Origin of the sequence: Myxococcus sp. CA033, assembly GCF_013336625.1 — a bacterium.
GTDB lineage: Bacteria > Myxococcota > Myxococcia > Myxococcales > Myxococcaceae > Myxococcus > Myxococcus llanfairpwllgwyngyllgogerychwyrndrobwllllantysiliogogogochensis.
The window spans coordinates 253,409-271,265 of sequence record NZ_JABUMU010000009.1; the positions used below are offsets into that span (position 1 = coordinate 253,409).

A 17,857-nucleotide genomic window follows, 5' to 3' on the forward strand; every position below is an offset into this window, starting at 1 on the left:
CCGTACGAGGTGGCTAAAGAGTTATCGCCAGAATGTATCAGGAAGTTCCCTGCTGATTTCCACTCCACCCCCTGGAGCCATGTGTCTGAATATTTCAGTCCGCGAGCCAGCGCGCGGAGGAGACCTTGTCTCCAAATCCCCAGGAATTGAGATTCACTTCTCGGAGTGAACCGTCTCCGATGAGGTCCTGAGTCTTGCCGCTGTAGTTGGAGTCGGCGTGGAGCCGCACGCGGTGTCCGGGCGGGAGGCACCAGCGCACGGCGGAGACCTTGTCGTTGAGCCCGTCGATGTCGTGGAAACGGGCCCAGTTCTTCGCGCCCCGGTCCGCGAAATCGAAGATGAACCCCCGGTCGCTGAAGTCGGAGTCGTCGTAGAAATCGACGAAGGCGCTCGCGAGGTTCGCGCCACACCCGTCGTTCGCCCAGATGTTCCGGAATTCCACCATCTTCACGGAGCCCGAGGGGCCGTCATCGGCGTGCTCGGTGGCGTAGAGGATGAGCTTGCGGTCCGCGCCCACGAAGACTCCGCCGGCCGCGTCGAGGTTGCACTGCCGCGCGCCGTCGTTGCTGCAATACAGGTGTTTCGCCGCGACGTGCTCCAGGCGCAGGTGGCCGTCCAGACTCACCCGGTAGAGGTGGGCGTAGTCGTCGCTGACGGGGCCCCAGCGCAGGCCGCCGAGCAGCGTGCCCACCAGGTAGAGCTGACCGTTCTGACAGTCGGTGACGAAGTTGAGGTTCTGGAAGGGGCCCCAGGTATCGGAGGCCAGCTCCTCGCGTGCCCACTGGTCCACGCGCGTCCACGCGTTCGTCGGCGAGCGGAGGTCCGTGGAGGTGGAGAGGAAGACCTCGAGCACCTTCGCGTCGTACTGGCCGAGCAGCAGCAGGTAGCGCCGGTCGGACAGGCGCGTCAGCGAGGCCGTCCCCGCGTTCGCGGAGGCGCCGGGGATGAAGGCGAAGGGCTCGGGGGACAGGCCCTGGTTGAAGTCATACAGCGCGACGCGGCCGGCGCCAGGGCCCTGCTCCATGGGGAGCGCGAGGATGTTGCCCACCGCCTGCATGCCTCCGCCGTGGGCGTAGCCATTGAGCACGGGGAGCGCCGTCACCGCGCGGTCCTCGAGCGGTGGCGCAGTGTCCTCGGGTTGGGAGATGGAGGGGGACAGGCGGTTGGAGCGAAGGCGCAGTCCTTCACCGTTGCGCGAGGGGAGGTGGACGACGTGGCCCACGTTGCCGTTGGTGTTGCCGTCTCGCTTGGACACCACGAGGTAGCGCCCGGAGCCGAGTGACAGGCGTTGAATTCCCTGCCAGTGATTGTCACCGGGATAGGCCACGTTGAAGTTGAACGAGCCGGGGCGGAAGCCAAGCACCTCGCCATGGTCCCTGAGTTCATTGAAGCGCGCGGGCACGTCGGGGACGCAGAGGTTGCAGTCCGGGCTTCCCCAGACACAGGAGGTATCTCCCTGGAGGGGAATGAGCGAAGCGGACGTGGTGGTGACAGTGGGCGCGGAGGTGGCGTGCTCCGGGCCGCAGCCGGTGAGGCTCGCGAGTGACAGGGTTGTGGCCAGTGCGCGGGCCCACGTCTGGGAAAAGGTGCGGGGATGAAGGGGCATGGTCTCCTCGGGAAAAATGACGCGGGCGGCTCGGAAGCAACGGAGCGTATGGACCTGGTACGTCCAGGAGCATGGCTTGACCCGAGGGTGTCGTGCCATGCGACGCTTCTTCTTCGCGCTCCCCCCGGCGCGACAGGCCCGTCCCCCACCTGGAGTTCCCCCTCATGGCCTCGAAGGCGTACGCCGCCATCATGAATGTGTCGCAGTTGTTGTTGGACAAGGGCTTCGAGCCCCAGAACGTCTCGGAGGCGCTTGGACAAGTGGGTGTCGCGCTCGACGTCGACCGTGTCTATATCTTCGAGAACAGCAAGGCCGCCGATGGGAAGCTCTTGTGCAGTCAGCGATACGAGTGGACCGCGGCCTCGACCTCCGCGCAGCTCGACAACCCCGAGCTACAGAACGTGCCGTATGACGAGGTGCTGCCGTCCTGGGTGCCGCCGCTGTCCTCGGGCCAGGTGGTGAAGGGCCATCCCCGCGACTTCGCGTCCCCCGCGCGCGAGTTGCTGGAGAGCCAGGACATCCGCTCGCTGCTGGTGTGTCCCATCACGCTGGGCGGCGAGTGGTGGGGCTTCGTGGGCTTCGACGACTGCCGGACGGAGCGCGCGTGGCCCACGGCCGAGAGCGCGGTGCTTCAGGCCCTGTCCAATGCGCTGGCCGGCTCGCTGAGACATGCGCGACTTCGCAGCGCGCTCAGCGGCGTGCAGACACAGCTTCGCGCCATCATCGAGCGCTGCGCGAGCACGACGTCCTGAGGTGGAGACGCCCGGGAAGACGCGCTAGGCGCTGAGCCTCCTTCACGTCTTCCTTCGACAGGGACATGTCTGGAGGGCCCACCTCACAGCGGGCCTGCTCGAGTCAGGCCCGCTGAGCGCACTGCCTCTCTACCACTGCGCGGGGTCGGCGTCGGCGAAGGTGGTCCCCACGCCAATCTCGTCGAACCAGATGCTCCGTGTCCCCTGGCTGCCTTGCATGTATCCGTTGTCGTACCAGCCATTGGCATACAGCCCGACCCGGAACTGGAAGTAGCGGTCGTCCGCTATCGTCGTGTTCAGGTTGTACTGCTCCAGGACCTTCGTCCCGTCGAACCACAGCTTGTAGAAGCCCGTCCCGTCCGTGGCCCACTTCGCCTGAATCACAATCTTGTGCCACTCCCCCGCCGTCACCGTGGCCAGATTGCCGAACGTCACCGTCTTCTGATTGCAGATGGTGCCCTGCTTCACCCGAGTGAAGAGCTGGTTGCCCGAAATCCACACCATGCTCGACGGCATGTAATCGTCGCAGCCCGTGTCGGAGAAGTCCGCGATGAACTGCGCGATGTTGTACGACTGCGGCTGGAACTGCCAATCCGCCTGCAGCCGGAACGCGAAGCCGTAGAAGCCCGTGTCCCCTCGGCGGTACACGTTGCTTCGCATCACCTCCGAGTGGTACCGGCCGCCGTAGGCCGCATCGTAGATCTGCGTCATCTTGAGGCCCGTCGGCCCCTCGTAGGTGACGTTCGTCACCTCGTTCACCGAACCTCGGTGCTCCCGGCTGATGGAGTTCCAGCCAGACAACGTGCCCGTGTTGCGGAAGAGGGACGCCGCCTCGGCGACCAGCCCAAACGCCAACAACGTGGCACCGGCAACAACACCCAGTCTCTTGGTTTTCATTGTGCTCGGGGGTGAGGGGTTCGGGGCCCGCCCACGGCCTGACCCCGAAGTCCTCTTAACCAGGAAAACAAGACAGTGCATGCCGAGGTGAAGGGGACGTTTCCTTTCGAGCGCTCGGGCGCCGAAGCGCGGCGCGGGCCCCACCGGGTGGCGGCATTTATCCAGGCCGACTGGTGGTTTCGTCGAGGGACGTGGGGGCCAGGTGGCGAGGTGCCGAGCGAGGGGGCGAGGTGCCGCTCGGTGGTGGGATGCCGCGGGTTCGCGTCTTGGGAGGGGCGGAGCGGCGGGGCCCGCACTATGGTGAGGAGCGATGAGCGAATCGGGCAGTCAGGTGGCGGCGAAGCTGGCCATCGAGGTGAAGGACCTCCACAAGTCCTTCGGTGACAACGCGGCGCTGCGCGGGGCGAATCTCGTCGTGCCCGAGGGCACCACCTGCGTGCTGATGGGCGTGTCCGGCTCCGGCAAGTCCGTGCTGATGAAGCACCTGATGGGGCTGATGAAGCCGGACCGGGGGTCGGTGAAGGTCAACGGCGAGGAAGTGGCCGAGTTGGACGAGAAGGCGCTGAACCAGCTGCGCCGCCAGCAGGGCGTCCTCTTCCAGGCCAATGCCCTGTTCGACTCGTTCAACGTCTACGACAACGTGGCCTTTCCGCTGCGCGAGCGGACGCAGATGTCCGAGGACGAGATTCGCCAGACGGTGGACAAGACGCTCGCCATGGTGGGGCTGTCCCACGCCACGACGCGCTTTCCGGGCGAGCTCTCCGGCGGCATGCAGAAGCGCGTGGGCTTCGCGCGCGCCGCCATCCTCCAGCCGAAAATCCTCCTCTACGACGACCCCACGGCCGGTCTGGACCCGCTCACCACGGCCTCCGTCAACGAAATCATCTTCACCGGCAAGCAGCAGCTCGGCGCCACCTCGCTGGTGATTACGCCGGACGTGGCCTCTGCCTTCGGCATGGCGGACCACCTGGCGCTGATGCACGAGGGCCGCGTCGTCGAGTACGGCCCGCCCGACTCCTTCCGCGAATCCCAACACCCCGCCGTGAAAGCGTTCCTCAACAACTACCTCCGACGCCGCTCCCAGCGCGTCCGCGCCGCCGAGGGCTGAAGTCCCCTCGGACGGCGCGCGTCGCGAATCAGGGCGTGCAGTAGCGCACGGCGTCCAGCGAGCTGCCTTCCTGCGTGGACGTCATGTAGAGCGCGCCCATGCGACGGGGCTCCAGCTTCTCCATCAGGACCCACTGCGCATAGGCGTGCAGTGGCAACCGCTCGGGACCAGGACTCCTGTCCGCGGGCGCGTGTCCCTCGTCTTGCGTCCACAGCCGCCCCTGGGTTCCGAGCATGGAGCCATCCGAGGGCGCCGAGGTGTCCTTGGACACGGCAAGCCAGGCCAGTCGCAACGCGCCCTCGTCCACGAAGGCATTGAAATAGGCGATCTCCGGCGCGATAGCGGCCTCCGCGAGGAACTCTGGAACTCCGCCTCCGAACAGATTTCGCACGACCTGAATCTCGTGGCGCCAGTCCGGTGGATTGCGATTTCGCAGGACCAGCACGGGTGACTCCAGGGGGCCACCGCGTGTGGCGCCCAGGTCCACCAACACGGGCATCGACCCGTTGTTGGTCGTGAAGGTGCGCTCGTCTCCGAGGAGCTCCAGGTTCGAATCGAAGCGCCGCAGTCGCACGGTATCGCCCATGGCCGGCGGCAACTGCTCCGTCGTGACCACCACCACGTCACCATTGCGCAGCCAGGGAATGCTCTCGGCATGTGAATTGGAATCCGCGGGGAGCGTGAAGAGTGCCTTGGGAGCCGTGAGCACCTGTCCGTGCACATCCGTCACTGTTCCCAGCAATTGAGCTGGCAGGTCGGGCCCAGGACTCGAGCGCCAGACCACCATCAGCCGCTCCCCGTCCTGCGACATGGCCATCCGGGCGCTCCCGGAATCGAGCGGCCTGTCCAAGACCAGGGAGTCCACCGCGCCGCCCTCGGGCTGCGATTGCGGCGCGCCCGAGCTGTCGAGCGGCACGAGGTATGCCCGAAGCGGTGGGCCTGAGGTCCTCGACCCCGTGGCGTAATACAGCGCGGGCCCATCCTTCGTGTCTACGAGTCGAACGTCGTAGGAGGCTCCCGGCGGCTCGCCAGTGCGAGCCCATGGACTCGGGACCGTTGAGGAACCCTGAAGCACCAGCTTCGAGTCCAACCGCAGGATACGAACCTCATCGAGCGACTCGGTCACCGCCACGAGGACTCCGCTGTCCGTTCGGAGGCTCGCGACAGTGGCCCCGTTCAGCGGCTGAGTGAGGCGTGTCACGCGAGACCAGCTCGGAGGGTCCGTCACTCCATCACAGTCATTGTCGAGCCCGTCGCAGCGCGTCTCCGCCGCTTCGTAGTCCGCACCGTACGAGCGCGCCGTACACTCCGGTTCGTAGGCCCCATCCACCCACGCCCGAGTCGCCCCCGCGCAGACGCCCTGTTGCTTCTCACAGGCGCTCGGCTCCGCTCCTCCGTCCTCCACCGTCCCCGAGTCCGGCACCGGCTCGTCCTTCGCGCCCGAGGACTCGCACCCCGACGCCACCACCACCAGCAGGAGCCCCACTCCCGCCTGAAGCCACTTTGCTGTCATGACTCATACAGTGGCACGGAGCATCCCTTCGCGGCCAACAACAGTCGAGTCCCGACAAGCATCATCGAGAGGAGCGCGACAGACTCCTCACGAGGAACAATCTCACTGACGGTGCGGCGAACCCAGACAGGGTCCGGGCTCGTCCGCTTCACGGCGTGCAGTAGCGCACGGCATCCAACGAGACACCGTCCGTGGTGGCCGTCATGTACAGGGCTCCCATGCGCCGGGGCTCGAGCTTCTCCATCAGGACCCACTGCGAAGAGCCGTGCAGCGGCAGGGGTTCGGACTCCGCGAACCGCTCCACCTGAGAGTGCCCCTCGTCCAGCGTCCCCAGGCGCCCACTCCACCCGATATTGATGTTCCCTCCCGGCGACGGCGCACTGAAATCCTTGAACGAGGAGAGCCATGCCAGCCGCAGCACCCCTTCATCCGCGAACGCACCGAACCAGGCGACATGGGGCTTAGGAGTTGTAACCCAGTCCTCCGGGACTCCTCCGTGGAAGAGGTTCTGGACCACCTGAATCCTGCGAATCCAATCGGGTGCGCCAGCCATGCGCATCACCAGGACGGGCGACTCCAGGGGTCCTCCCCGCGCGGCCCCCAGGTCCACCAGCAAGGGAGTCGCCGGGAAATATGCAGACGTTTCAAATGACCGCTCCTCACCTATCGGGTCCAGGTTCGCGTCGAAGCGGCGCAGTCGCACGGCCTCCCCCAGATTCCCATGCCGCACATCCACCATGGCGGCGAGCACCTCTCCATTGCGCAGCCAGATGACACTCCCGAGTCGTGGGCTGATGTTCGCCACCTTCTTGAAGAGCACCTTGGGCGCGGAGAGCACGTGACCCTCGACATCTGTCACCGTCCCCATCACCTCCATCGACGAGGTCTGCGCGGAACCCGCGATCCAGAGAATCACCAGCCGGTCACCCGAGGGAGAAGTCGCCACACGCGTGGACTCCTGGTCGAGCGGCCTGTCGAGGAGCGGGTACTCCACCAGTCCACCCTCGGGCAGCGGTATCGGCGCGCCCAGGTCATCGAGCGGAACGAGATAGGCACGGAGCGGTGCCCCCGCGTTGCGCGCCACGGTGGAGTAGTACAGCGCGAGTCCATTCGCGGTGCGCATGAGCTGAGTGCGCTGGAGCGCCTCAGGGGTTCCTCCCGTCCGCACCCACGGCATCGGCACGCGGGTCGTGGCCTGGAGGACCAGCTTCGAATCCAGCCGCAGGATGCGGACATCATCGGGGCTGCCCACGGCCATGAAAACGCCATGCTCTGTCTGGAGGCTCGACGCGTACCCCGCGAACAACCCCGCCTCCAGGCTCGTGACGCGAGACCGGACCTCGGGGTCCGTCACGCCATCACAGTCATTGTCGAGCCCATCGCAGCGCGTCTCGGCGGCTTCGAAGTCGGTGCCGTACGAGCGCCCGGTACACTCCTGCTCATAGGCGCCGTCCACCCACGCGCGCCTGGCTCCCGCGCAGACGCCCTGTTGCTTCTCACAGGCCAGCGGGTCCACGCCTGCGTCCGAGCCAGCATCCTCACCACCCGGCCCCCCGTCCTCCACCGTCCCCGAGTCCGGCACCGGCGCGTCCTTTGCGCCCGAGGACTCACACCCCGACGACGCCACCACCAGCAGGAGTCCCACTCCCGCCGAAAGCCACTTTGCTGTCATGTCTCATACCGTGGCACGGAATCGCCATCCGCGACCCCTAACAAATGTTTCTCACCAGAACCCCCGCGAGGAGCGAGCGAACCTGCCTCGCGGGGAATGAACTCACGGCCCCTTCAACAAACCCAGATAGAGCCCATGAGGTTCACGGCGTGCAGTAGCGCACCGAGTCCAGGTAGCTGCCGTCCAGCGTGGTCGTCATGTACATGGCCCCCACGCGGCGGGGCGCGAGCTTCTCCATCAGGACCCACTGCGCATACCGATGCAGTGGCAGGTATTCGGAGCCCGGAGACCGGTCCACCGCGGCCTGCCCCTCGTCCAAGGTCCATAGCCGCCCATTCCACCCGAGATAGTCAACACCTCCCGGCGGCGGCGCCTGATGGTCCTTGAACTCAGCAATCCATCCCAGGCGGAGCACTCCTTCGTCCGCGAGGGCGCCGTACCAGAGCACCTCAGCCGGGGAGGGGGCTTCCGCCCACGTCTCCGGTACCCCTCCACCGAAGAGATTCTGGACCACCTGAATCACGCGCGCCGTCCCCACTCGCAGGATGAGCACGGGCGACGCCAGGGGCCCACCGCGCGCGGAGCCCAGGTCCACCAGCAAGGGCATCGCCGCATAGGGGGTTTCAAAGGAGCGCTCGTCGCCCACCGGGTCCAGGTTGGCATCGAAGCGACGCAGGCGCACCGTGTCGCCCGCGAGCCCCGACTTCTCATCACTCATGGCGACCAGAATCTCCCCATTGCGCAGCCACAGGACATTCGCCAGCTTCTGCGTGACGTCCCCCACGCTCGTGAAGAGCACCTTGGGCGCCGTGAGCACCTGCCCCTGCGCATCCGTCACCGTCCCCATCACCTGTATCGGCGGGGACTGCGCGGAACCCGCGCGCCAGATGACCACCACCCGGCCATCCGCGACGGACGTCGCCGCACGAGTGCTCCCACTGTCGAACTCCCTGTCGAGCAGTGGGTACTCCACCAACCCTCCCTCGGGCAGCGGTGTCGGCGCGCCCCGGGCGTCGAGTGGAACAAGGTAAGCCCGGAGGGGTGCCGACCCATTGCGCGCCACGGTGGCGTAGTGCAGCGCCAAGCCCGTCTGCGTGCGCACGAGCTGCGCGTTCTGGAGACTCCCTTCAGGGGCTTCCGTCCGAATCCACGGCATCGACACGCTCGCCGTCCCCTGGATGGCCAGCTCCGAGTTCAACCTCAGGATGAGGACCCTGTTGCTGTCACCAATGCTCACGAACACGCCGCTGTCCGTCTTCAGACTGGAGACGCGCCCGAACGCCGTCTCCAGACTCGTGACGCGCGACCAACTCGGAGGGTCCGTCACGCCATCGCAATCGTTGTCGAGTCCATCGCAGCGCGTCTCGGACACGTCTTCATAGTCCGCGCCATACGAGCGCCCGGTACACACCGCCTCATAGGCACCGTCCACCCACGCCCGCCTGGCCCCCGCGCAGACGCCGCGCGTCTTCTCACATGCCAGCGGCTCCACACCGCCATCCGACTCGGGGGTGCCAGCGTCTGGCTCGGGAGTGCCACCATCCCCTCCCCCGCCACCATCCAGTCCACCGTCGGTGAAGGTCTCTCCTCCATCCTCGCGGTGGCCACCATCTCCCCCTCCGTCCTCCACCACGCCCGGCCCAGAGTCCCGCTTCCCTTCATCCTTCGAACTCGAGGAGCCACACGCCGCCGCCATCACCAGCAGCAGGAGCCCCATCCCCGCATGAACATGCTTTGCTTGCATGCCGCACAGGATGGCACAGCCAACTCCTGGCGTCCCAAGACCCAGACACGCGCCCCGCGGAATCCTTTCCTCACGCAACTATTCCACGAGGCGCCGTCAGCATTCCTTCCCATCCACGTCCTGTGCGCGGCCTTCCACACAACGCGTCCGTCTTTGAAGCCCCGCGAGGAGCCCGACAGTCTCCTCGCGGGGGGCCCTCGGACTGCTAGCGATTGAGGCCGATGCGCGGACCCGAGCCCGGCGGCACGCAGGTGTAGGTCACCTCCTGGCCCGCCGTCTTCGCGTAGTTGCGCAGCGTCGCGTCCGTCACGTTCGCCGCCGTCCCGTCATCCGGCGTGAAGGCATTCGCGGCCGGACTGAAGAGGAAGCCCTTCACACGCCCCCCCAGCGCCACCCTGGCCACCAGGTCGCACTCCGTCACCGCTCCCCCCAGGACCTTCGAGGTGAACGGCGTGCGCGCGCGCTGCAACAGCAGGTCGATGCGCGGACCCACGCTCGCGGAGTTCGTGTTCGTCAACGTCACCTGCTGACCGACAATCGGCGCCAGGTCCGTGTCGAACGCGAGCAACAACTGCTCCACATCCCGCCGCGTCGCATCCGGGTTGTTCAACGGGAAGCCCACGCCGATGCTCGGGATGAACACGATGGCCGACAGGAACCGCGCCGCGGTGTCCACCGCGCCGTCATGCACGAAGCCAAAGCCTCGCACCTGGTCCCCCGTCCATCCACTGTCCCGCGCCAGGAAGAAGGGCGTCGTCGGATTCCCGAACATGCCGACCTTCTGATACATGTTCCGCAGGTGCGGAATCTTCACAATCTGCGGGATGTTCTCGAAGCTCACCCGACCATCCGTCCCGAAGAAGCCCTGGGACGCGTCGATGCGGTGACACCCCTCGCACGTGAAGCCCAACCCCTCTCCAAACGGAATGCCGTCCGCGCGACGCGAGCCCGAGTAGAAGTTCAGGCCCCGCTGCTGCGCCGCCGTCAATGAGTTGTCCAGGTTGCGTACCGGGTTCGGAGGCAACTGCACTTGCAGCTGGAAGTCGGTGAAGCGCTGCATCTCCGCCACCGTGGGCATGCTCGCCCGGCCCAGCAGCCCCTCGAACGCGACGATGAAGTTCATGAACGAGAGGTTCGGGTCCAGCTGCCCCACGCCGAAGAAGCCGTTGGAGCGGTCCCCTCGCCAGTGCATGGCTCCGGAGTTGACCATGCCGCGCAGGGTCTGCGTCGTCATGGGGCCCTTCATCGGGTGGAAGTCCTCCACGTTGCCCGAGCCGTTGATGTGCGGCTTCAAGAGCTCCGCCGCCCCCAGCAGGCGCCCCGGAATCGTGTTCTCCACCACGTCCTCATCCGGGTTGCCCAAGTCCCAGGCGAGGTCGTCCATGTCGCCGAAGATGTGGCAGCTCGCACACGAGGCCTCGCCGTTGGCGGAGAGCGTCGTGGCGTCGTAGAGCACCGGCCGCCCCTGCACCACCGCCGCGGGCTCCGGGTTGGCCAGCACCTGCTTGCCCAGCTCCGCGCGCGTGGCCAGGTCGACGACCTTCACCGCGTTGTCGAAGCGGGTCATCACATAGAGCCGGTTGCGCTCCTCATCCAGAATCAGGCCGCTGGGCCCACCACCGCTGACCGGGATGTACGCCGCGCTGTTCAACGTCGGGTTGAAGCTGTCCGCCTCCAGGGCCTGCGTGTCGAACACGCCCACCTTGCTGGAGCTGTACGCGGCCACGTAGAGCTTCCGGCCATCACGGCTCACCACCATGTCCAACGGCATGGAGAGGCTGTGCGCCTTCGCCGCCGGGTCGAACCCGGGCTCGTTCGCCAGCTTCGAATAGTCCAGGTGCTTGTTCAGGTGCCGGGGCAACACGCTGCCCCCGAGGATGGCGGTGATGCGCGTCTCCGCCAGGTGGCCCTGCACCGTGGTGCCGCCGTAGTTGCCGGGGCCCTCGAAGCGGACGTGGTTGAAGGCCTCCGTGTTGGACACGTACACCGTGCCCGTCACCGGGTTGGTCACCATGTTGAACAGCGTGGTGCCCACGTGCGGATAGGCCGCCTTCTGGCCCAGCGTGTTCGCGTCGAGCGCGAAGACGTCCTGGTCCGGCAGCCGGAAGCGCACCGCGTTGTTCCAGTTGCGCCCCAACTCGTCCTGCCACTGGCTGGACTGGTTGTTGTACTTCACGATGAGCGCCACCTCGGGCGCGGGCACGCCCTGGTGGTTGGTGGCCGGGCCCGGGCTGCCGCCAGGGTAGATGGAGCCATTCACCAGACAGGGCAGATAGGGATTGAAGCCCTCGCACACCGCCTCCTCCATGATGGAGGTCGTCTGGTTGCCAGACTTGAACACGGCCGCGTACACCGTCTGCCCATCCGGGCTCACCGTCAGCGCGCGAGGCGTGTCACCGAACAGGTTGAGGATGCGCACCGGCGTGCCACCCAATGTCGTGCCCAGGTTCGCCGGGTCGAAGACCCAGACGTCCGCGCGCCCCACGCCCGGCGTGGTGAGCTGTGGATCTCCCGCACCCGGCACACCCGCAATCGAGGCGTGCGTGCGGTGCTGTCCACGGTGCGCCGTGGTGATGAACGCCCGGCCCCCCGTACCCGCGAAGACGATATCTCTCGGCTCGTCACCCACCAGCAGCGTGCGCACCACGCGCGGCGTCCCCGAGAGAGACACGACGCTGACACTGTCCGACAGGTGGTTGACCACCCAGACCTCGCTGTTGCCTCGCGGCGCCACCGCCACGGGCTCCAGTCCCACGGGAACCTTCGCCTGCAGCGCGAGCCCGGAGGCCCCCACCGTGAAGATGGACAGGCTGTTGTCCGGCGTGTTCACCGCGAACAGCCGCGTGCCATCCGGTGACAGCGCGAGCGGACGCACATGGCCACTCTCGAAGGCGATGAAGGACGGAGCCGCCGCGTGCGCCGGGGTGAAGGCCGGCGACATGACGGCGAGCAGCGACAGCGCCGCCAGCAAGGACTTCTGGATGCTTCTGAGTCTCGGGGGAGTCATGGGGAGGCCAGACCTCTGGGTATGACGAGGGGGACGACGCACACGCCGACCAAGGCGCGGCGGGGCATCTGCCGACGGAGGGGTGAAGCCAGAATGTGAGCGGGGTGGAAAAGCGTGGAGCCTTTGAACCGCTACGCTTGAGGCGGTCTACAGACAGACATGATGCGACGCGTCACGAGGAGGGCACACGATGCGAGGGCAAGCATCCTCACCTCCGACATGGCAGGATTCCCAGGAAGACAAGGTACTGGGGGAGGCGCCTTGGGTGCTTGCTCCGTTCCGCCAATTCCTTTGACCAAAGGCGACAACATGAGCTCTCCGGCGACCATGTTGACGAGCTGGGCGCTGGCGCTCCACCGCACGCTGGAGCTGCGTGGCGTGGACTCGCATGCGCTGTTCGTGCAGGCGGGACTGAACCCGGGGCTGCTGGGAGACGCCAACGCGCGCTATCCGCAGGCGGGGATGACTCGACTGTGGCGACTGGCGGTGGAGCGCTCGGGAGAGCCGGCCATTGGACTGGCGATGGCGCGGCAGGTGAGCCCCACCACGTTCCATGCGGTGGGCTACCGGCTCAATGCCTCCAGCACGCTGCGCGAGGCCTTCGAGCGACTGGTGCACGCGGTGGCGCTGGTCTCCGACGCGCTCCGGCCGGCCTTCACCCGGGACGGGGACTGCTATCAGGTGATCCTCTACGACGGGGGCGAGGGGCCGCACCTGTGCGAGGAGGAGACGGACGCGGTGGCGTACCTGCTCGTGCGCTTCTGCCGGGTGGTGTACGGCAAGGAGCTGTCACCGCGCGAGGTGCTGCTGCGCCGTCCGGAGCCCTCGGACCTGACGCCCTACGCGAAGCTGTTCCGCTGCAAGGTGACGTTTGGAGCGAACGCGGACGTGCTGGTGTACGAGCGGCCACCGTTCGAGGTGACGTTGCCGGGAGCGAACCCGGAGCTGGCGCGCATCAATGATGAGCTCATCACCCGGCACCTGGCCCGGCAGGCGGGGCAGGACGTGGTGGCTCGGGTGCGCGCGGTGCTGCTGGAGTTGTTGCCCCAGGGAGAGCCGTCGCAAGAGAAGGTGGCGGAGCGGCTGCATATGAGCGCGCGCAGTCTTCAGCGGCGACTGGTGGACTCGGGCTCGGGGTTTCGCGAGCTGCTCGCGGAGACTCGCCGGACGCTGGCCCTGTCGTATCTCTCCGAGCCGGGGCGTTCGGTGAGTGAGATTGCGTATCTGTTGGGCTTCTCTGATGTGAGTACGTTCACCCGCGCGTTCCGGCGGTGGACGGGACAACCTCCGAGCCGGTTCGGGATGCCTGCTCGGGCGCGCTCGGGTTCGTGAGAAGGACTCATTCGACGAAGGCGCCCTCCGTCGCGCGCAGCGCGGCGAAGAGGTCCCGCTGAACCTCGCGAAGCTCCTTCGGGATGCCACGGGCCATCGGCGCGAGGAGCCAGAGGGGTGGCCCCGCGTCGAGCTCCCTCTCGAACTGGAGCCGGGCGTCTCCGTGCGTGAGGAAGGCCGGGAGCGCGGCCCGTCCCAGGCCAGCGGAGCACGCATCGCGCATGGCCAGCAGTGAGCTGCACGTCACGGCACCCGGTACGTCCTTGGGGACCTCGCGCCACCAGCTCATCGAGGCCCTGGCGCGCAGCTCAACGCTCGGCTGCAGCCAATCCGGCGCTCCGCCGCGAGCGCGATAGACTCCGACCTTCAACCGTCCAAGCCGTCGTCCGCGCAGCGCCCCGCTCGGGTTTTGACCGGGACGCAGCGCGAGGTCCACCTGACCCGGCAGCAGCTCCAGTTCGTCGTCACTCACGAGCACCTCTACCGCCTGCACGGGCCTGGCCTTCGCGAGCGCGAGGAACAAGAGCGGGGCCAGCACGTCGCTCGTCGTGATGACCACGGTTCGTTCCCGGCCCCGTCTCTCCGCCCCTACGAAGTCCTCGATGTCCCTCGCGGCCACGCGCATCGTCGCGGCCCGCTCCGCGATTCGCAGCGTCAGCGCGCTCGGCACCAGGCGCGCGCCCCTCGCGAACAGAGCCGTGCCGAGGCGTGCCTCCAGCGCCGCGACCCGCCTCGACACCGAAGAATGTCGGAGCGACAACTCGCGTCCGGCGGCCTCGACGCTGCCAGTGCGAACCAGCGCCTCGATGGTCTGAAGCTCGTCCCAGGAGATGTGCATTCTCGCACATCTTCTGTGCGTCCATCCGGAGGTGTCAAACGAGCCGGGCCGGGCTAACTCCTTCACCGCGCATCCCAGCGCGGGAGGAGACGAACATGGGCAGACACCGGGACACAGGGCCCGCCCCTTTCAGGGCAAGGACGTCGATGCGCTCCTCCCGCTCAACGCCGACGCCTCGCTTCTCGCCGACGCTGACGAGGCCGCCGTCGTGAAGCTCTCACGTCGCACGTTCGTCGCCGGAAGTGCCGTGGCCCTCTCCGGTTGTCACACCGATAGGAACCTGCCCATGCCGCGCCTCGAACACCGCACGCTCGCATCGCTGCCTCGCACCACGCTTTCGTGGCTCTCGCTCCGGGACCACTTCGTCGCGACGGTGGGACCCCACTCCGGCCAGGGTCGACCGCTGGGGCCGCTGCTCGTCCTCGCGGATGCGACATTCGCCCCGAAATCGCGGTTCCCGCTTCACCCGCACGAGGAGATGGAGATCCTCAGCATCGTCGTGGACGGGACGCTCTCGCATCACGGAGACCAGGCGCACGGCGCGACAATGGGACCAAGGACCGCGCAGTTGATCTCCGCGCGGAGCGGGATGATGCACGCCGAAGGAAACGACACAGACCGGCCGACGCGGATGCTCCAGTTGTGGTTCCGGCCACACACCTACGGCGGCCCCCCTGCCTACTACTCGCGCCAGCTCTCGGATGACGGGCGTCAGCTCATCGCGGGCGACGAAGGGATGCCTCTGCGCGCCGACGTGCGGGTCTGGTGGCTCCCGCTCGTCGCGGGCAGGCCCGAGCGGCTGACGCTCGACCGCGCCCGTAACGGATACCTGCTCGCGACGACGGGACCGCTCCGGGTGGAGGCGCTCCAAGGAGGCTCGGGTGTGGACCTGGCGCTCGGCGAAGGCGCCGTGCTCGGCGAGGGCGCCGTCACCGTGACAGCGGACACCGCGAGTTCGGCGCTCTGGATTGACCTTCCTTGAGGCGCTGGCTCCGAGGTCTCGTGGTGGCCCTCCATCAACGAGGCCTGGGCATGAGTGCTCGGCCTGCATGCGGAAGTGGGTGGACTCGGGCTCAGCGGGTTGGCAGCTCGCGGAACGTGAGGCCGTCGAGTTCCAGGCGGAGCACGGCGTCTTTGAACCGCTCCGTGCCCACAATCACCGTGGCGTAGTTTCCCACCCGGAACAGGTCCAGCGCTGGCGGCAAGGATGCCGCGTCCAGGATGGGCTCATCCGGCAGCCGGAAATAGACCCGGCCACAGGTTGCGCACGGTGGAGACACCTCCGGAGGAATACAGTCCGGGTGCAGCCGGCCATGCGGCTCGAGTTGGAGCTCCAGCAGCTCGGGTGGGTCCTTCTGCCGGAACCGCAGCTCCGTCCGACAGCCCAACAACCCCTTTACTCCTTCCGCCTGGAGACGCTCCAGCGCGTCCCGGCGAACCACCCAAAGCATGTCCCCCTGGGACGTGAACGGACCGAACTTCCCGGAGGCAGAGCCCACCAACGGGCCGAAGAGTGTTCCGGGAGGCAACATAGCCTGCGGCGGGGCCAGTGGCCGCACCAACTCACGCAGACGCTCGAACTCAGGATAGGGCTCGGAGCGGGCCTTCTCGAACTCGCTGCACTCAGGCAACTCCGACAGGTCCACGGAGGGATATTGGTGCCCTGAACTCGCCCACGTGGCACCGCACGTGTGGCACCGCACCCCGGGCAGCCCCCACTTGTGCGCGGCGTCGAAGCCAGCTGTGACCGCTGCCCTGTCTTCGCGCAGCCGAAAGTACCGGGTCATGTGTCGCAGGCTCTCACGCGCCAGGGCGGGAATAGTAGGGCTGAATGGGACCGCCCATCAGGTCGAACCGGTAAATCAACTCTCCCGCGAACTTGAACATCTCCATGGGGCTGGCGTTCTCGTTGTTCGCCCTGAACTCACGCCACGCCTCGTTCCAAGCTCCTCCTCGCCCCGTGCCCGTGCCGTCATGGATCCGCCGATGGACGGAGAGCGGAATGGGCATCGTGTAGTGATGGATTTTCAGGCCCTGCCGTTCGAACCACGCGGCCAGGTCATTCGCCTGCGGAAAGATGTGGTGCTTCTCCCAACGCCCCGCCGTGAGCTGGCGTGACGGAGGGATGACTCGGTCCGGAGCACCGTTCCAGTTGGGGAACGTCATGATGGAACCCGGAGGGAGCTTCTGCGCTCCGCCCCAGTTTCTCCGAGGACCACTGCCCGGTGCCGCCGCTGCAGCGGGTGGTCTCGACGGAGGAAAGCGCGCCAGCTCCACGGCTACCGGCGTGTCCTCGCAGCGATAGAAGCCGCAGGTGTCACCCAGGCACAGCAGGGTTACACACTGGTCCTCCTCTGGTGCCTGACACTCCAGCTCGGCCTCGTCCCAGGCCTGCTGCACGGGTGGCTTTTCAACCGTGGAACAGCCCACCCAGGACACCGCGACCAACGCAAGCCATTGGACGTAAGGGATTCGCATGGGCCAAGCCCATCACGTCCGCGCCATCACCGGGAAGCGATTGGCTCCCGCGGGCAGCGAGAGGTTGCGCACGAAGAGGTCCGCCTCCATGTCCTCGCCAATCACTTCCGCCCCAGGCCACCACCGCTCGGGCGTGAAGCCGAACTGGACCGCCTTCACGGGCTCGTCCACCAATCGTGACAAATGCGGACGCAAATCGAAGCCCTCGCGCGCGAACACATCCTCGATGTAGAGCGTGCCGTCCTCGACGCCCGCGAAGACCCACGCGTCCTCGCTCAGCTTGCGCAAGGGCCGCGCGAAGTTCGCCGCCGCGTACCAGGTCGCGATGTGTCCGTGCCGGCGCGCACCGAAGCGCTCCGTCACCGGGACGCCCTCCTCCGCCAACGCGACGAGCCTCGCCCGCACCGACGCCTCGGACACATCCAACACCGGCGCGGGCTCCCCCCTCGGCGTCACCTCCAACGTGACGCCGAACAACGTCTGCTCCCGGGGCTCGAAGCCAAAGCGCGGATAGAAGTCGAGCACCTTCTTGTTCGCGAACAGCACCACCGGCGCGTCCCCACACGCCTCCATCGCCGCCTCCATCGCCACCCGCGCCAGGCCCTGCCCCCGACGCTCGGGCACACACCCCACCGCGCCCAATTGATAGCCGACCACCTCGCGCCCCTCCACGCGCAGGCACATCCGCATCACGGAGGCATTCGCCACCACCCGGCCCTCGTCCACCACGCTGAACGCGCGGTAGTCGTCCGTCCACTCGCCCCAGGCGCACCAGCGGCGGAAGTCCACCGTGCGGAACACCTGGGGCACGTACTCACAGAAGGAGGCTTGCAGCGCGGAGGCACGGTGGTCGATGGCCACCACCCGAGGAACTTTCGACATGGGACGCATGAACATCACAAACGCCCGC

At 67.1% G+C, this 17,857-nt stretch carries 14 protein-coding genes; 4 read left to right on the plus strand and 10 right to left on the minus strand.

Annotated features, from left to right (window positions below):
* Positions 1-94: 94 nt before the first annotated feature.
* Positions 95-1,606, minus strand: a complete 1,512-nt coding sequence (locus tag HUA78_RS23125) for a hypothetical protein (protein ID WP_174467173.1) — start codon at positions 1,604-1,606, stop codon at positions 95-97.
* 164 nt (positions 1,607-1,770) lie between these two features.
* Between HUA78_RS23125 and HUA78_RS23130 the strand changes: the two genes are divergently transcribed.
* On the plus strand, positions 1,771-2,358 hold the full coding sequence (locus tag HUA78_RS23130; protein ID WP_141643054.1) for a GAF domain-containing protein: 588 nt from the start codon (positions 1,771-1,773) through the stop codon (positions 2,356-2,358).
* Positions 2,359-2,487: 129 nt separating this feature from the next.
* Here the strand turns inward: HUA78_RS23130 and HUA78_RS23135 are convergent, their stop codons facing one another.
* Positions 2,488-3,255, minus strand: a complete 768-nt coding sequence (locus tag HUA78_RS23135; RefSeq protein WP_141643053.1) for a polysaccharide lyase — start codon at positions 3,253-3,255, stop codon at positions 2,488-2,490.
* Between the two features lie 310 nt (positions 3,256-3,565).
* On the opposite strand from HUA78_RS23135, the gene HUA78_RS23140 reads away from it, so the two are divergent.
* Positions 3,566-4,363, plus strand: a complete 798-nt coding sequence (locus HUA78_RS23140) for an ABC transporter ATP-binding protein (protein WP_174458207.1) — start codon at positions 3,566-3,568, stop codon at positions 4,361-4,363.
* A gap of 28 nt (positions 4,364-4,391) precedes the next feature.
* On the opposite strand, the gene HUA78_RS23145 is transcribed toward HUA78_RS23140, so the two are convergent.
* The 4 genes from HUA78_RS23145 to HUA78_RS23160 all read right to left on the minus strand — a co-directional run bounded on the left by HUA78_RS23145 (position 4,392) and on the right by HUA78_RS23160 (position 12,299).
* Positions 4,392-5,876: a putative metal-binding motif-containing protein gene (locus tag HUA78_RS23145; RefSeq protein ID WP_174477163.1), complete on the minus strand. Its 1,485-nt coding sequence runs from the start codon at positions 5,874-5,876 to the stop codon at positions 4,392-4,394.
* Between the two features lie 148 nt (positions 5,877-6,024).
* A complete protein-coding gene (locus tag HUA78_RS23150) occupies positions 6,025-7,548 on the minus strand; it encodes a putative metal-binding motif-containing protein (RefSeq protein WP_174477164.1) in 1,524 nt (507 codons plus the stop codon).
* A gap of 142 nt (positions 7,549-7,690) precedes the next feature.
* On the minus strand, positions 7,691-9,292 hold the full coding sequence (locus HUA78_RS23155) for a putative metal-binding motif-containing protein (protein WP_174458204.1): 1,602 nt from the start codon (positions 9,290-9,292) through the stop codon (positions 7,691-7,693).
* A gap of 205 nt (positions 9,293-9,497) precedes the next feature.
* Complete coding sequence (locus HUA78_RS23160; protein ID WP_174477165.1) at positions 9,498-12,299, minus strand: hypothetical protein; 2,802 nt, start codon at positions 12,297-12,299, stop codon at positions 9,498-9,500.
* 327 nt (positions 12,300-12,626) lie between these two features.
* Between HUA78_RS23160 and HUA78_RS23165 the strand changes: the two genes are divergently transcribed.
* Positions 12,627-13,631 carry an AraC family transcriptional regulator gene (locus HUA78_RS23165; protein ID WP_217442563.1) on the plus strand — a complete coding sequence of 335 codons (1,005 nt, stop codon included), beginning with the start codon at positions 12,627-12,629 and terminating at the stop codon, positions 13,629-13,631.
* Between the two features lie 7 nt (positions 13,632-13,638).
* Here the strand turns inward: HUA78_RS23165 and HUA78_RS23170 are convergent, their stop codons facing one another.
* Positions 13,639-14,469: a LysR family transcriptional regulator gene (locus HUA78_RS23170; protein WP_174477166.1), complete on the minus strand. Its 831-nt coding sequence runs from the start codon at positions 14,467-14,469 to the stop codon at positions 13,639-13,641.
* 286 nt (positions 14,470-14,755) lie between these two features.
* On the opposite strand from HUA78_RS23170, the gene HUA78_RS23175 reads away from it, so the two are divergent.
* Positions 14,756-15,451, plus strand: a complete 696-nt coding sequence (locus tag HUA78_RS23175; protein WP_254623849.1) for a pirin family protein — start codon at positions 14,756-14,758, stop codon at positions 15,449-15,451.
* Positions 15,452-15,542: 91 nt separating this feature from the next.
* On the opposite strand, the gene HUA78_RS23180 is transcribed toward HUA78_RS23175, so the two are convergent.
* The 3 genes from HUA78_RS23180 to HUA78_RS23190 are packed head-to-tail and all read right to left on the minus strand — an operon-like array spanning position 15,543 to position 17,829.
* A complete protein-coding gene (locus HUA78_RS23180; RefSeq protein WP_174477167.1) occupies positions 15,543-16,256 on the minus strand; it encodes a double-CXXCG motif protein in 714 nt (237 codons plus the stop codon).
* 13 nt (positions 16,257-16,269) lie between these two features.
* A complete protein-coding gene (locus tag HUA78_RS23185) occupies positions 16,270-16,947 on the minus strand; it encodes a TIGR02269 family lipoprotein (RefSeq protein ID WP_174477168.1) in 678 nt (225 codons plus the stop codon).
* Positions 16,948-16,959: 12 nt separating this feature from the next.
* Positions 16,960-17,829: a GNAT family N-acetyltransferase gene (locus HUA78_RS23190; RefSeq protein WP_174466856.1), complete on the minus strand. Its 870-nt coding sequence runs from the start codon at positions 17,827-17,829 to the stop codon at positions 16,960-16,962.
* Between the last annotated feature and the right edge of the window lie 28 nt (positions 17,830-17,857).